General features: G+C 72.0%; 7 protein-coding genes. All 7 read left to right on the top strand.

Annotated elements, in window-relative coordinates; genetic code table 11:
- Positions 1-9,054 (top strand): SDR family NAD(P)-dependent oxidoreductase (locus AB0K21_RS42845; RefSeq protein ID WP_364158627.1); only part of this gene is annotated, 9,054 nt, incomplete at its 5' end.
- Positions 9,055-9,195: 141 nt separating this feature from the next.
- Positions 9,196-9,927 (top strand): 4'-phosphopantetheinyl transferase superfamily protein, encoded by a 732-nt coding sequence (locus tag AB0K21_RS42850; RefSeq protein WP_343982641.1) that lies wholly within the window; start codon positions 9,196-9,198, stop codon positions 9,925-9,927.
- 611 nt (positions 9,928-10,538) lie between these two features.
- Positions 10,539-11,180 carry a MauE/DoxX family redox-associated membrane protein gene (locus AB0K21_RS42855; protein WP_364158632.1) on the top strand — a complete coding sequence of 214 codons (642 nt, stop codon included), beginning with the start codon at positions 10,539-10,541 and terminating at the stop codon, positions 11,178-11,180.
- Positions 11,181-11,193: 13 nt separating this feature from the next.
- Positions 11,194-11,805, top strand: a complete 612-nt coding sequence (locus AB0K21_RS42860) for a TlpA disulfide reductase family protein (RefSeq protein WP_364158635.1) — start codon at positions 11,194-11,196, stop codon at positions 11,803-11,805.
- Positions 11,802-13,691, top strand: a complete 1,890-nt coding sequence (locus tag AB0K21_RS42865; protein ID WP_343982651.1) for an ABC transporter ATP-binding protein — start codon at positions 11,802-11,804, stop codon at positions 13,689-13,691. The genes AB0K21_RS42860 and AB0K21_RS42865 overlap by 4 nt, the downstream gene beginning before the upstream one ends.
- Positions 13,688-14,269, top strand: coding sequence for a S26 family signal peptidase (locus AB0K21_RS42870; RefSeq protein WP_343982654.1), 582 nt, complete (start codon positions 13,688-13,690; stop codon positions 14,267-14,269). Before AB0K21_RS42865 ends, AB0K21_RS42870 begins: the two co-directional genes overlap by 4 nt.
- Before the next feature lie 248 nt (positions 14,270-14,517).
- On the top strand, positions 14,518-15,801 hold the full coding sequence (locus AB0K21_RS42875) for a PHB depolymerase family esterase (RefSeq protein WP_364158640.1): 1,284 nt from the start codon (positions 14,518-14,520) through the stop codon (positions 15,799-15,801).
- Positions 15,802-16,021 lie beyond the last annotated feature (220 nt).

The following is a 16,021-nucleotide window of genomic DNA, read 5'->3' on the forward strand; positions in this document are numbered from 1 at the left end:
TCGTGGGGTGTCGAGCCGGGTGTGCTGGCGGGGCATTCGATCGGGGAGATCACCGCGGCGCATGTGGCCGGGGTGCTGTCGCTGGCCGACGCGTGCGCGCTGGTCGCGGGCCGGGCGCGGCTGATGCAGGCGTTGCCCGCCGGTGGGGCGATGGTGGCGGTGCGGGCAGCCGAGGAGGAGGTCGCCGAGCTGCTGGCCGGGCACGAGGACCAGGTGTCGGTCGCGGCGGTGAACGGCCCGACCTCGGTGGTGATCTCCGGTGCCGAGCAGCCGGTCCTCGATGTCGCCGCCGCTTTGGAGGAACGGGGGGTCAGGACGAAGCGGTTGCGGGTGTCGCACGCGTTCCATTCGCCGTTGATGGACCCGATGCTGGAGGACTTCCGGGCCCTGGCCCGCACCCTGACCTACGGCCCGCCGCAGATCCCGCTGGTGTCGACCCTGACCGGGCAGGTGGCCACGGCCGAGCGGTTGTGTTCGCCGGATTACTGGGTGGAGCAGGTGCGTGGCGCGGTCCGGTTCGCCGACGGGGTGCGCACGTTGCACGCCCAGGGTGTGCGGGCGTATCTGGAACTGGGCCCCGACGGGGTGCTCACCGCCATGGCGCAGGACGTTCTGACAGCCGAGGCCGGTACGGACGCGCCCGCGGGTTCGGCGCGCGACACCGGGACAGGGCCGGCGGATCCGGACGTGCTGCTGGTGCCCGTGCTGCGCGGGGGCCGGGACGAGCCGAACACGGTGATGACGGCGCTGGCCGCCCTGCACGTGCGCGGGGTGCCGGTGGACTGGTGTGCGGTGTTCCCCGGCGCCCGCCGGGTGGAGGTGCCCACCTACGCCTTCCAGCACCGGCGTTTCTGGCCGAGGCCTTCGCTCGCTCGCGCCGGCGATGTGACCGACGCCGGGCTCGGCGCGCCGGACCATCCCTTGCTGGGAGCCGCCGTTGAGCTGGCGGGCGGCGACGAGGTGCTCTTCACCGGCCGGTTGTCGGTGCGTTCCCAGCTGTGGCTGGCCGATCACGTGGTGTCGGGCCGGGTGGTGGTACCGGCGACGGCGTTCCTGGAACTGGCGATCCGAGCCGGTGACGAGGTCGGCTGCGCGCGGGTGGACGAGCTGACCCTGGCCGCGCCGTTGACGCTGCCCGAACAGGGCGGTGTCCAGGTACAGGTGCGGCTGGGCGAGCTCGACGAGAGGGGACAGCGGCCACTGAGCGTGCACGCGCGGCCGGAAGGCGAGGAGGAGCGTCCCTGGACGCGACACGCGGGCGGTCTCCTGGCAGTCGACGAGCCTCTTACCGCCCCCGATGCCGCACCGCCGTTCGACACGACGGTGTGGCCACCGGCCGGTGCGGAGCCGATCTCGTTGGAAGGCTTCTACGAGGGACGGGCGGCGGACGGTTTCGACTACGGGCCGGCGTTCCGCGGTCTGACCGCGGCCTGGCGATGCGGCTCGGACATGTACGCCGAAATCGGTCTGCCCGAGCAGGACGCGGCCGAGGCGGGTTCGTTCGGTGTGCATCCGGCGCTGCTGGACGCGGTGCTGCACCTGTGCCTGCTCCTCGACCAGAGCGAGGAGGCCCGGCGTAAGGTGCCCTTCGCGTGGGAGGGCGTGTCCTTGCACGCGGCGGGGGCGTCGGCGGTCCGGGTGCGGTTGTCCTGGGCCGGACCGGACGCGATGTCGATCGCGATCGCCGGCGCGGGCGGTCCGGTGGCCTCGGTCAGGTCGCTGACCCTGCGAGCCCTCTCGGACGAGCGGGCCGCCGGCTCGCGGGCGATCGGCAGGGACTCCCTGTTCCGGCTGAACTGGGTCCCGCTGGTCGCCCCGACTCCGCCGGTATCCGCGGTGTCGCCGAACACGCTGGCAGTAGTGGGTCCGGACGACTGGGGTCTCGCCGAAGCCCTCGCCGCCGCCGTGGGCGGCCCCATCAGGACAGGTGCCGACCTGCGGTCGCTGGGAGAGGCGTACGACGGCGGTGCTCTCGTGCCGCGCACGGTGCTGGTAGCGGTGGCCGGAGACCCGGGCGACGAGATGCCGGCGGCCGCGCACAGTCTGGCGTCGTCCGTGCTGGACCTGGTGCGATGCTGGCTCGCCGATGAGCGGTTCGCCGGTTCGCGACTGGCGTTCCTCACCCGGGGTGCGGTGGACGGCGACGAACCGGCTGCGGCGACGGTGTGGGGGCTCGTGCGTGCCGCCGAGGCGGAGCACCCAGGCCGGTTCGTACTGGTCGACCTCGACCGTGACCACACGGGCGCGTCGGCGGCCTCGATCGCCGCGCTGCCGCCGGCCCTGGCCGCCGCCGAGCCGCAGCTGGTGATCCGGGACGGTGCCGTGCTGGCCGGTCGGCTGGTCCGGGTCTTCCCGCCCGCTGAGCCACCGGGCCTGGCCTGGGACCCCGCGGGCACGGTGCTGATCACCGGCGGCACCGGCGGCCTGGGCGGCATGCTGGCCCGCCACCTGGTGACCGCGCACGGCATCAGACACCTGATGCTGGCGAGCCGTCGCGGTGACCGGGCGGAGGGTGCCGGCGAGCTGGTGGCGGAGCTCACCGGGCTCGGTGCCCGCGTGACCGTCGTGGCGTGCGATCTGGCGGATCGCGACGCCGTCGCCGGCCTGTTGGCCGGGGTGACCGCCGAGCACCCGCTGACCGCGGTGGTGCATACCGCGGGCGTACTGGACGACGGTCTGATCGGCACGTTGACGGAACGGAGCCTGGAGACGGTGTTCCGGTCCAAAGTGAACGCGGCCTGGCATCTGCACGAGCTGACCCGAGACGAGAATCTGTCCGCATTCGTACTGTTCTCGTCGGTGGCGGGGACGTTCGGGACGGCGGGCCAGGCCAACTACGCGGCGGCGAACGCCTTCCTGGACGCGCTCGCCCGCCGCCGCCGGGCCGAGGGCCTGCCGGGGCTCTCACTGGGATGGGGCCCGTGGGCCCAGGCCGGTGGCATGACCAGCGGCCTGAGCGAGGCCGACATGGGCAGGCTCGCCAGGCGCGGGATGCTCCCGCTGTCTCCGGATCACGGTCTGCCGTTGTTCGACGTGACGGTCACGGGCGACGAACCGGCCCTGGTGCCCGCGCGCCTGGATCTGGCGGCATTCCGTACCGGCCAGGACGTCCCATTCCTGCTCCGGGGGCTGGTCCGGTCGTCGGCCCGCCGGCAGGCGACGGCCGCAGCGGCGACCGCGCTCGCCGATCGCGTCGCGCCGCTTGGGGCGGGTGAGCGGACGGCCGCCCTGCTGGAGCTGGTCCGCGACCAGATCGCCCTGGTGCTGGGCCACGCGGACGGCGACGCGATCGAGCCGCTGAGCAGCTTCCAGAGCATGGGCTTCGACTCGCTGACCGCCGTCGAGGTGCGCAACAGGCTGTCCGCGGCCACCGGGCTGCGCCTGCCCGCGACACTGGTGTTCGACTACCCGAACGTCACGGCGCTGACGGAGTTCCTGCTGGCGGAGTTGCTGGGCGAGCACGGCGGCTCGGTGGCCGCGCGGACGGTCGCGCAGACGGACACCTCGGCCGGTGACGATCCCGTGGTGATCGTGTCGATGGCATGCCGGTATCCGGGCGGAGTGACCTCCCCCGAGGACCTGTGGCGGCTGGTCACCGAGGGCGCGGACGCGATCTCGGCGTTCCCGGCCTCTCGTGGCTGGGATCTGGAGTCGCTGTACGATCCCGGCCGCGAGCGCCGGGGCACCAGCTACGTCCGCGAAGGCGGATTCCTGCACGACGCCGGGGAGTTCGATCCCGGGTTCTTCGGCATCTCGCCCCGTGAGGCGCTGGCGATGGACCCGCAGCAGCGGCTGCTTCTTGAGGTGTCCTGGGAGGCGGTCGAGCGGGCCGGGATCGATCCGGTCTCGCTGCGCGGCAGCCACACGGGCGTGTTCGCCGGGGTCATGTACCACGACTACGCGACGAGCGCCGATTTCCCGCCGGACGTGGTGAGCTTCATGGGCACCGGCACGGCCGGCAGCGTCGCGTCCGGCAGGCTGTCCTACACGCTCGGCCTGGAAGGGCCGGCGGTGACCGTGGACACCGCGTGCTCCTCCTCACTGGTGGCGATGCACCTGGCCGCGCAGGCACTGCGCTCGGGTGAGTGCTCGCTGGCGCTGGCCGGTGGGGTGACCGTGATGGCCACCCCGGGGGCGTTCATCGACTTCAGCGCGCAGGGCGGGCTGGCCGGCGACGGCCGGTGCAAGTCCTTCTCCGAGGCCGCCGACGGTGTCGGCTGGTCCGAGGGCGTCGGGATGCTGGTGCTGGAACGCCTGTCCGACGCGCGGCGCAACGGCCACCAGGTGCTGGCCGTCATGCGCGGGTCGGCGGTGAACCAGGACGGCGCCTCCAACGGGCTGACCGCGCCGAACGGTCCCTCGCAGCAGCGGGTGATCCGCCAGGCACTGGCCGGCGCCGGGCTGGCAGCGGCGGACGTGGACGTGGTGGAGGGGCACGGGACCGGGACGAGACTGGGCGACCCGATCGAGGCGCAGGCGCTGCTGGCCACCTACGGTCAGGACCGGCCGGATGACCGCCCGCTGCTGCTGGGCTCGATCAAGTCGAACATCGGCCACACCCAGGCGGCCGCGGGCGTCGCCGGTGTGATCAAGATGGTCATGGCGATGCGCCACGAAGTGCTGCCGGGCACGCTGCACGTGGACACGCCCTCGTCGCACGTGGACTGGGACCAGGGCGCGGTGGAGCTGCTCACCGAGCACCGCCCCTGGTCGCAGATCGGGCGGCCACGGCGGGCCGGGGTGTCGTCGTTCGGCATCAGCGGGACCAACGCACACGTGATCCTCGAACAGGTGCAGCCGACCGTGGACGCGGCAACCGGTTCGGCGCCGGGTGCCGTGCCGGGTGTGGTTCCCCTGCTGCTCTCGGGGAAGACGAGTGACGCGCTGCGGGCCCAGGCGGCACGCCTGCTGTCGCGGATCCAGGACGATCCGGACGCCTCCCCCGTGGACATCGGGTTCTCGCTGGCGACGACCCGCTCGGCGTTCGAGCATCGGGCGGTGGTGCTGGCCGGTGACCGGGACGAGCTGCCGGCGGGCCTGGCGGCGGTGGCGGACGGGCATTCGGCGCCCGGGGTGGTCCACGGACGTGGCACGCGGCCGGGCAGGCTCGCGCTGCTGTTCACCGGGCAGGGCGCGCAGCGGGCCGGAATGGGCCGCGGGCTGTACGAGCGGTTCCCGGCGTTCGCCGAGGCTTTCGACGCCGTGCTCGCCCACCTGGACCCCGAACTGGACCACCCGCTGCGCGAGGTGATGTTCGGCGACACCGGACTGCTGGACCAGACCGGCTACACCCAGCCGGCGCTGTTCGCGCTGGAGGTGGCGCTGTTCCGGCTGGTGGAGTCCTGGGGCGTCGAGCCGGACTTCCTGTCCGGGCATTCGATCGGCGAGATCACGGCCGCGCACGTGGCCGGCGTGCTGTCGCTGGAGGACGCGTGCCGGCTGGTGGCGGCGCGCGCCCGGCTGATGCAGGCGCTGCCGCCGGGCGGGGCGATGGTCGCCGTCCAGGCTCCGGAGCAGGAGGTGCTGCCGCTTCTCGCCGGGCACGAGAACGAGGTCTCCGTCGCATCGGTGAACGGTCCCGCCTCGGTGGTGATCGCGGGCGCCGAGGGGCCGGTCGCCCGGATCGCCGCCCGGCTGGAGGCCGAAGGGCGCAGGACGACGCGGCTGAGGGTGAGCCACGCGTTCCATTCGCCGCTGATGGAGCCGATGCTGGCGGAGTACCGGCGGGTGGCCGAGGGCCTGGTCTTCGCGCCGCCGCGGATCCCGGTGGTCTCGAACGTGACCGGCGAGCCGGCATCGGCCGAGGAGCTGTGCTCGCCGGGCTACTGGGTGCGGCAGGTACGGAGCGCGGTCAGGTTCGCCGACGGCGTGGGGACGCTGCAGAGGCAAGGGGTCACCGCGTACCTCGAACTGGGACCCGACGGGGTGCTCACGGCGATGGCCGAGGACACCGTGTCGGCTGGGCCGACCCAGGTGGGCGCGGTGCTGGTCCCGGCGCTCCGCAGGGACCACGACGAGCAGACCGCGATCATGACGGCGGTGGCGAGGTTGCACACGCACGGTGTCGCGGTGGACTGGCCGGCCGTGTTCGGGACCGCGTTCGCCGGTGCCCGCCGGGTGGACCTGCCGACGTACGCCTTCCAGCATCGATGGTTCTGGCCGAGCGGGCGGCGGGTCGGGGACGTCCGGGATCTCGGGCTCGCCGCGGCGGCGCACCCGCTGCTGGGAGCGGCGGTGGAGCTGGCCGGGTCGGACGGCGTCGTGCTCACCGGCCGTCTCTCGCTGCGGTCGCACCCGTGGCTCGCGGACCACGCCGTTGGCGGGGCGGTGGTCTTCCCCGGCGCGGGGTTGCTGGAACTCGCCATCCGGGCCGGAGACCAGGCCGGGTGCGACCGGGTGGAGGAACTCACCATGGCCGCCCCGCTCGTGCTCGGCGAGCGGGACGCGATGGCCGTACAGGTGTCGGTGGGCGCGCCCGACGCGTCGGGCCACCGCGAGCTCGGCGTCTACGCGCGGCCCGCCGACGCCGCCGATGACGAGCCATGGGTACGGCATGCGACCGGTGTTCTCTCCGGCGGCGGCCGCGCGACCGCGGGCCGGGCCTGGGCGTTCGACACCGAGGTGTGGCCGCCGCGGGGAGCGTCCGCCGTCGAGCTGGACGGCCTCTACGACCGGTTCGCCGAAGGCGGGTTCGCCTACGGGCCGGTGTTCCAGGGGCTGCGCGCGGTCTGGCGGCGCGGCGATGAGGTGTTCGCGGAGATCGCCCTGCCGGAGCAGGTCGGCGACGCCGACGCGTACGGCGTGCACCCGGCGCTGCTGGACGCCGCCTTGCACGCGGTGCCGTTCCTGGAGGCGGCCGAGCCTGAGGCGGGACGCCTGCCGTTCGCGTGGGGCGGGGTGCACCTGCACGCCGGCGGTGCGACGATACTGCGCGTGCGCGTGACCAGGACCGGTGCGGACGCGGTGTCGGTGACCGCGGTGGACCTGGCGGGAGCGCCCGTGCTCACCGCCGAGTCGCTGGTGTCACGCCCGGCACCGCCCGGCGGGCCGGGCAGTGCCGGTGACCGTCGAGCACCACGGGACGCGCTGTTCCAGCTGGAGTGGACACCTCTGCCCGAGGGGCCGGTCTCCGTCGCGGAGTTGGACGCGACGGTGCTGGACGTGACGGTGCTGGACGTGACGGTGCTGGACATGGCGCTGCTGACCGGGGACCTCGCCGCGCCGGACGGCCCGCTCGCCGCCCGGCCGGCGGGGGCACCGGACGCGGTGCGGGACGGTGCGCCGCGTGCCGTGGTCGTGGACGTGGGCTCGTTCCGCACCGCGGACTCCGCCCGATCCATGGACGTCGTCGCCGCGGTGCGCGAGTCCACCGCCCGCGTTCTGGGCCTCCTGCAGCGCCGGCTCGCGGAGGACCGGTTCGGCGACACCCCTCTCATCGTGGTGACGCGCGGCGCGGTCACCGTCCCAGACCACGACCCGGACCACGACCGCGTGATCGACCTGGCGGGGGCCGCCGTGTGGGGTCTGGTCCGTGCCGCGCAGGCGGAGGACCCCGGCAGGTTCGTGCTCGTCGACCTCGACCTGCCGGGGGAGCCGTCCAAGGCGCTGCTGTCGGCCGTGCTGGCCTGCGGTGAGCCGCAGGTCGCGGTGCGTGACGGGGTGCTGAGCGTGGCGCGCCTGGCGCCGGTGGCGCCGGGCGAGGACGACGGCGACACCGTACGGCGGTGGGACCCCGAGGGCACGGTGCTGATCACCGGTGGTACGGGCGGTCTCGGCGTCGAGGTGGCGCGGCATCTGGTGAGCGGGCACGGGGTACGGCATCTGCTGCTGGCGGGCCGCCGGGGGCCGGAGGCGCCGGGCGCCCCCGCGCTGCGGGCCGAGCTGGCCGCCTGCGGTGCCGAGGTCACCATCGCCACGTGCGACGTGTCCGACCGGGACGCGCTCGCCGGCCTGCTGGCCGCCGTCCCCGCCGAGCATCCGCTGACCGCGGTCGTCCACGCGGCGGGGGTGCTGGACGACGCGACGATTCCCTCCCTGACGCCTGAGCGGCTGGACACCGTGCTGTTGCCCAAGGCGGGGGCCGCCTGGCATCTGCACGAGCTCACCCAGGGCATGGATCTCGCCGCGTTCGTGCTCTTCTCGTCGGTGGCCGGCCTGGCCGGGGGCGCGGGACAGGGCAACTACGCCGCGGCCAACGCCTTCCTCGACGGCCTGGCCCACCACCGGCGGGCCGCCGGGCTGCCCGCGACGTCGCTGGCCTGGGGGCCCTGGGCGCAGGACACCGGGATGACCGGTGGCATGACCGGCGGGCTTGACGACACCGATCGGCGGCGGATGGCACGCGCGGGTATCCGTCCGCTGTCGGTGAGGCAGGGGCTCCGGCTGTTCGACGCGGCCGTCGCCGTGGACCGCCCGGTGCTGGCGCCGGTCCGGCTCGACCTGCCGGCGCTGCGGGCGGGTGAGGACGTTCCGCCGCTGCTGCGGGGCCTGGTGTCCGCCAGGCGCCGTACGGCCACGGGCGGGCGGCGACAAGAACCGGAGACCCTGGTGCGCGGCCTGACCACGCTCGGCGCCGCCGAGCGTGCCGAGGTGCTCCTGGATCTCGTACGCGCCCAGGTGGCGGGCGTGCTCGGGCATGCCCGAGCCGACTCCGTCGAACCGGACCGCGCCTTCAAGGAGCTGGGCTTCGACTCGCTCACCGCCGTCGAGCTGCGCAACCGGTTGAACGGCGCCACCGGGCTGCGCCTGCCGGTCACCCTGGTGTTCGACCACCCCACGCCGCTCGCTCTCGTGGACCACCTGCTCGACCGGCTCGGCCTGACCGAGCTGACGGGGTCCGCGGCGCTCCTGGCCGAGCTCGCGAAACTGGAGAAGGCCTTCACCGAGATGACCGTCGACATCGACGTGCACAAGCAGGTCGCGGCGCGGCTGGATATCTTGAAGGCCAAATGGGCGGCGCTGTCGCACGATTCCAGCGGCACGGAGTTCGACCTCGATTCGGCCACGGACAGCGAGATGTTCGAGATCCTCGACAACGAGCTCGGCCTGTCGTGAACCCGTCACCGCTCCGGGTCGTGCGGAAGCCGGCCAGATCATGAAGGCGCCGGTGAGTGCCCTGCAGGTCGCCTGCGCCGAGAATCGGGGTGGAACCTCCCGTCCGGCACGGCCGGCCGTACCGGCCTCCGAACTCACGCCATGATCGAGGCTCTGCTGCCCTGCGGGATCATCTCGTCGGAGGCGTTCGACGATTCGCGGCCGTGCGCCCTGTTCCTCGCCGAGGAGGCAGTGATCAGCGGGGCGGTGGAGAAGCGCCGCCGCGAGTTCACCACGGCGCGCTGGTGCGCCCGCGACGCCCTGGGCCATCTGGGATACCCGCCGGTGCCGGTGCTGCCGGGAGCGAAGGGCGCACCGGTCTGGCCCTCGGGGGTCGTCGGCAGCATCACCCACTGCGCCGGATACCGTGCCGCCGCCGTCGCCCGGTCCGGCGACGTCGCGACCCTGGGGATCGACGCCGAGCCGAACAAGCCGCTGCCCTCAGGCATCCTGGAGGTCATCACGGTCGACGAGGAGCTGCGCCGGGTGACGGACCTGTTGCGGCGCGACCCGTCGGTGCGGTGGGACCGGCTGCTGTTCAGCGCCAAGGAGTCCGTCTACAAGGCGTGGTTCCCACTGGCCCCGCTGCGGGAACCACGCCTCGACTTCACGGAGGCGTCGATCACCTTCGATCCGGTCTGGGGCGGCTTCCAGGCCCGGCTGCTGGGCGAGGGACCGAGGCTGAGCGACGGTGTCGAGTTGACGGAGTTCTCCGGTCGCTGGCTGGTGGGCAGGGGTCTTGTGATCACGGCTGTCGCGGTCGTGGCCGCTCCCTCGGACGACCGGGATCCTGCCTCGCGCGGAGTCGCCGAGCGACAAAGGATCCGTTTCTGACCGGTGAGGTCACCGGTGTCGGCGGCGGATCGCAAGGCGTCCGGCCGTGAGCTCGCGACCACTTCCGAACGAAGCGCTCCAGGCCGATCCGGCTCCGGGGCGGGCTCGGAGGGTGGTGCAGGCGGTTCCGTTCAGTGCGAAGGCGGTGGGCAGGAGGTAGCCGAAACCCCGGGGGGCGTTTCGGATGATACTGGCGTATTACGGAGTGAATCAATGGCATGAATTGGCTAGCAAAAATCTAATATCCGGTCACAGAATATACCTCTTGACGCGAAAGTCCACAGGGGTAAAAATATGGTGACATCGTCCAGAAACCCGATATGTACTCTCCTTAACCATATTGCGGACCTAGTGTTTCATTTCGGGTGACTTGACAGGATGGCGCAAAGCCATTCCGGCCCATCGGACTCGCGGCCGCCGCCCGTCGAGTCCCTCCAGCCTGCCGACGAAATCCAACCTGAAGGTGTGAAGGAGAGACCTGTGCTGTCGGTCATCGAGAGGCTCAGCGACCGGTTACTCACCCGCTTCGTCCCCAAGGCGGAGGCTTCCGCCGGAAGCTGTACGTGCAACTGCGCTTACAACTATTACTACAGCTGCAAGAACTGCGTTAAGTGTTACCGCTGCACCGACTGCACGTCCGGTGGGACCTGCCTGCGGTGCAGCGACTGGGACGCCTGCTGCTGACCTTGGTGAACTACCTCTCCATCGGCTGCGCCTGCCTGATCATCGCCGTCTTCGCGCTGTCGGCGTTGAGTAAGTTGCGCAGCCGCAAGGCGTTCGGCGAGTTCCTGGCGGCGACGCGGACGCTGCTCGCCACCTCGGTCCGGGCGTCTCAGGTGAGCGGCACCGCAGCCAGGACCGCAGGGATGATGGTCGTCGCCGCCGAGGTGGCGATCACCGTGCTGGTCGCCTTGCCGTCGACCGCCCGTGCCGGGTTCGGCGTGGCGGCTCTCCTGCTCCTCTGCTTCAGCGTAGCCATCGTGGCGACCCTGCGCCGCGGTGTCCGTACGGAATGCCGGTGTTTCGGTCCGTCATCGGCACCGCTCTCTCGCCGGCATCTGGTGCGCAACGGGGTGTTGCTGGTGGTCGCACTCGGCGGACTGATCACAGCCGAAGGGCGTGGGGAGCGGGTTCACCCCGCAGGCGTGGCCATCGCGGTCGGCGCCGCGCTGGTGGCCGCCGCGCTGGTGGTCCGCTTCGATGACCTGGCCGATCTGTTCGTGACCCCCGCCAACGAGCGCCGGGGGTCATAGAGAAGGGAACACGATGCCGTTTCTCACCGCCGCGGTGGTCCTGGTGGGGATGCTGTGCCTGCTGGATCTGCTGCTGACCTTCGGAGTCATCCGGCGGCTCCGGGAGCACACGGCGCACCTGGAAAAACTCCTGGGTGACTCCCGGAGCAACGATCCCTTCCCGGTGCTCGGGGAGCGGGTCGGTGAGTTCGCCGCGACGACCACTGACGGCGAGCCGGTCTCCCGCGACCTGCTGGCCGGGGAGACCGTGGTGGCCTTCTTCAGCCCCGGCTGCGGGCCGTGCCGGGAGAAGGTTCCGGTCTTCGTCGAGCTCGCCCGGGAACGGTCTCTCGACCGGCAGCGGATCCTCGCGGTCGTCGTCGACGAGACCAAGGAGCCGGCGGGAACGGCGGGAACGGCGGGAACGGCGGGAACGGCGGGAACACAGTCGGGGGGCGTCGAGGCGAAGGAGATGGCCGAGGCGCTGGCACCGGTCGCCCGGGTCGTGCTGGAGGGCGAGGAGCACCCTGTGGCGACGGCTTTCACGGTGCATGCCTTCCCGGCGTTCTGCCTGGTCGACGCCGAGGGCGTGGTGCGGGCGGTCACATCCGACCTGGACCGGCTCCTGGTCGCGGCGCAGCCGTGAGCGTCGGCCAGGCCGCCGCCGGCGGTGTCCGGCCTGGCCGACGGGCACTGCTGGTCAGCGGGACGAAGGCGCTGCGGCTGGTGTGGCGTTCCGCGCCGGGCCAGATGCTGGGCTTCTCGGCGATCGCCGTGGCAGGCGGAGTCATCCCGATCGTGGCGGCGTGGTCAACCAAGATTGTTCTCGACCGCCTGGTCTCCCCGGGACCGGTCGGCGTCGTGGTCGGTCTCGCGATCGGCCTGGCCTGCGTCGGGGTGATCGGCGCGGTGAGCGCGCAACTCGGCCGGTATCTGCAGGGAGAGGTGGACCGGCGGGTCGGACTGCGTGCCCAGGACGAGCTGTTCACCGCCGTGGAGGGGTTCGCCGGCCTGGGCAGGTTCGAGGACCCGGCCTTCCTGGACCGGTTGCGGCTCGCGCAGCAGAGCGCCGACTCGGCCGGGCAGATCGTGAACTCGGTGTTCGGTCTGGGCCGCGACGCGATCACCCTCACCGGATTCGTCGGCTCGCTGGCGGTGATCAGCCCGGTGTTCACGGCGGTCGTCGTGGCGGCCGCGTTTCCCGCACTGATCGTCGAGCTCCGGGCCTCCCGGCGGCGGGCCGAGATGATGGTGCGGATCGGACCCGCAGAACGGTGGAGGTTCTTCTACGGCAACCTGCTCACGACGGTCGACGCCGCCAAGGAGATCCGGCTGTTCGGCCTCGGCCCCTACCTGCGCGGCCGGATGAACGACCAGCTGCGGGCGGCCGACGCCGCGCACCGGGACATGGACCGGCGGGAGCTGGCCACCCAGGGCGTCCTGGCTCTGGCGTCGGCGCTCATCTCCGGTGGCGGGCTGATCTGGATCCTGGTGGTCGCGGGCCGCCAGGGGTTCACCGTCGGCGACGTGTCCGTCTTCGTCGCGGCGACGGCCGGTGTGCAGAGCGCGCTGGGCGGCCTGGTTCACACCACCGCCATGACTCATCGGCAACTGCTGCTCTTCGATCACTACGTCGCGATCGTCGGGGCCTGCCCGGATCTCCCGGAGCCGGTGGCACCGCGGAGTCTGCCGCCGCTGCGCCACGGCATCGAGCTGTGCGACGTGTGGTTCCGCTACAGCGACGAGCACCCCTGGGTGCTGCGCGGCATCGACCTGTACATCCCGTGCGGCCGCTCGGTGGCGCTGGTCGGCCGCAACGGGGCCGGTAAGAGCACGCTGGTCAAGTTGCTGTGCCGGTTCTACGACCCGACGAAGGGCACGATCCGGTGGGACGGCGTGGACATCCGGGAGGTGCCGGTCACCGAGTTGCGTGAGCGCGTCGGCGCGGTCTTCCAGGACTTCATGGCGTACGACTTCAGCGCCGCGGACAACATCGCGATGGGCGATCTGGGCGCGATCGGCGACACCTCCCGGATCGAGGGCGCGGCCCGCCACGCCGGCGTCCATCACACCCTCGCGGCGCTGCCGCACGGCTACGACACGCTGCTGACCCGGACGTTCGCGAGCGCGTCCATCGACGACGACCCGCAGGTCGGCGTCACGTTGTCGGGCGGGCAGTGGCAGCGGGTGGCGCTGGCCAGGGCCTTCCTGCGCGAAGACCGGGACCTGATGATTCTGGACGAGCCCAGCGCCGGACTGGACGCCGAGGCCGAGCACGACGTCCACACGAGGCTGCGGCAGGTGCGAGCCGGTCGTACCAGCGTGCTCATCACCCATCGGCTCGGCGCCGTACGGGACGCCGATCTCATCGTCGTCATCTCCGGCGAGGAGATCGTCGAACAGGGCGACCACCCGGAACTGATGGCCGCGGGCGGCGCCTACGCCCGGATGTTCGCCCTGCAGGCGGCCGGCTACGTCGCCGCGCGGGAGGCCCCGGTGGACTCCGCCGATCTCAGCGGGGAGCGGCGATGAGCGCCCGACCGGTCGCCGTCGTGGCGGTGTGCGGTCCGCTGCTCCTCGCCGCCGCCACGCTGCTGTGGCTGCGCCGTCGCTACGTAGTGATCACGGTGAACGGGCTGAGCATGCATCCCACCTACGGCGACGGCGAGCGGGTGCTGATCCGACGGGTCCCGGTCCACGCGGTGCGGCCCGGCCAGGTCGTGGTCTTCGCCGCGCTACCTGACCGCGCGCGGCAGGAGCTGGAAGCCGAGGTGGGCGGCCGGGGGTCGCCTGAGGATCCCGTCCGCGTCGATGTTCCCCGATGGATGATCAAGCGGGCGATCGCGGTTCCCGGCGACCTCGTGCCGCGGCGAGAGTGCCCGGCGCTGCGTTCCGTTCCCGAGCCGACCGTTCCCGCCGGCCACCTCGTCGTTCTCGGCGACAATCCGAAACGGTCGTACGACTCACGGCAGTCCGGCTACGTGGCGCCGGGCAGGCTGATGGGTGTCGTCGTGCGCCGGCTGTCGCTTCCGCCCGGGAGCGCCCAGCGCGTAGCCCAGGGTCGCGGGCACCGACCGGCCGATGTGCCCCCACCGCCTCTCGGTCTCTAAGCCCGCGCCGTTGAACCACGAGTCCCCGGTCTCCACGAGCGGCGTCGTGTCCGAAGCGATCGGTGAGCTTATCTGGCGCGCTCTCGGCGCGGCTCCACCGCGTTCTGACGGCCATTCCGATGTGAAGTATTTCGAAACTTTCACTCCTCTGATTGCGCACTTCCAGGTCAGCTTGATGTGATCTTAGTGGCGCTTGATGGTTGAAATATTTCTGTGATGCTCAGAAGGTTTCAAGAAGAGGAGAGCAGATGAAACGACTCCTGGGCATCGTGGCGGCGTTGCTCGTCGCCGTCGGCCTGATGACGGCGCCGCCCGCCGGGGCCGCCTCGCTCGTCGAGGTGACAGGCTTCGGCACGAACCCGACCAACCTTCGCATGCACCTGTACGTCCCGAACAACGTCGCCGCGCGTCCCGCGATCCTGGTGGCCGTGCACTACTGCACCGGGTCGGGGCCGGCGTTCTACTCCGGCACCGAGTTCGCGTCGCTGGCCGACCGGTACGGCTTCATCGTCATCTACCCGTCGGCCACCCGCAGTGGCTCCTGCTTCGACGTCTACTCGCCCGGAGCCCTCACCCGCAACGGCAACAGCGACCCCGTCGGCATCGTGTCGATGGTCAACTACGTGACGTCCCGCTACAACGCCGACACCGGCCGGGTGTTCGTCACGGGCGCCTCCTCCGGCGGCATGATGACCAACGTCCTGCTGGGCGACTACCCCGACGTGTTCAAGGCCGGGGCGGCGTTCATGGGTGTGCCGTTCGGCTGCTTCGCCACGACCGACGGCTCGACGTGGAACAGCGCCTGCGCCAACGGGCAGGTGACGAAGACTCCGCAGCAGTGGGGAGACCTGGTCCGCGGTGCCTATCCGGGCTACACGGGGGCACGCCCGAGGATGCAGGTCTGGCACGGCACCGAGGACACGACGCTGCGCTACCCGAACTTCACCGAGGAGATCAAGCAGTGGACCAACGTCCACGGCCTCTCCCAGACCCCCACCTCCACCGACAATCCCCAGCCGACCTGGACCCGCACCCGGTACGGGTCCGCCGTCGAGGCCATCAGCCTCCAGGGGGTGGGGCACAACCTGCCGCTGGGCGGCCAGGCCGCGATGGTCGTCTCGTTCTTCGGCCTGGACGGCACGCCCTCGCCGAACCCGACCCCCACCCCGACCCCCACCCCGACCCCCACCCCGACGCCGACCCCCACCCCGGGAACCGCGCCCTGCCGGGTCGCCTACACCACCAACGCGTGGAACACCGGCCTCACGGCCTCGGTGATCGTCACCAACACCGGCAGCTCCGCGATCAACGGCTGGACCCTGGGCTTCACGCTTCCTTCGGGCCAGACCGTCACCTCGGCGTGGAACGCCACGATCACGCCCGCGAGCGGCGCCGTGACCGCGAGGAACATGAGCTACAACGCGGCCATCCCGGCGGGTGGTTCGACCTCGTTCGGCTTCCAGGCCGGCCACACCGGCAACACCGGTGTACCGGCATCGTTCACCCTCAACGGCACGAACTGCACCACCTGATATCCGGCGGGCCGCCGACGCCGGGCACCGCCGTCGGCGAATGCCCGGTGAACGGCCTGGATCAGTCGTCGCGGCCCCCGCGGGGTTCCACCGCCCGACGTGACATCCGCCCGGTCGATGCCCCGCTCCTGTCACGTCGGCTGAGGCCGGCACGCCCCGATGCCGTGAACGGGTACCTCGGACCGTCCACGTCACCGGGGCGTTTCCCTCAAAGGGCCGC

The organism is Streptosporangium sp. NPDC049248 (genome assembly GCF_040678965.1).
GTDB classification, from domain to species: domain Bacteria; phylum Actinomycetota; class Actinomycetes; order Streptosporangiales; family Streptosporangiaceae; genus Streptosporangium; species Streptosporangium fukuiense.

Bases quoted from the DNA above. Each gene is read 5' to 3' on its own strand.
- AB0K21_RS42850 (WP_343982641.1), top strand. From the start codon at position 9,196: ATGATCGAGGCTCTGCTGCCCTGCGGGATCATCTCGTCGGAGGCGTTC.
- AB0K21_RS42860 (WP_364158635.1), top strand. From the start codon at position 11,194: ATGCCGTTTCTCACCGCCGCGGTGGTCCTGGTGGGGATGCTGTGCCTG.
- AB0K21_RS42870 (WP_343982654.1), top strand. From the start codon at position 13,688: ATGAGCGCCCGACCGGTCGCCGTCGTGGCGGTGTGCGGTCCGCTGCTC.
- AB0K21_RS42875 (WP_364158640.1), top strand. From the start codon at position 14,518: ATGAAACGACTCCTGGGCATCGTGGCGGCGTTGCTCGTCGCCGTCGGC.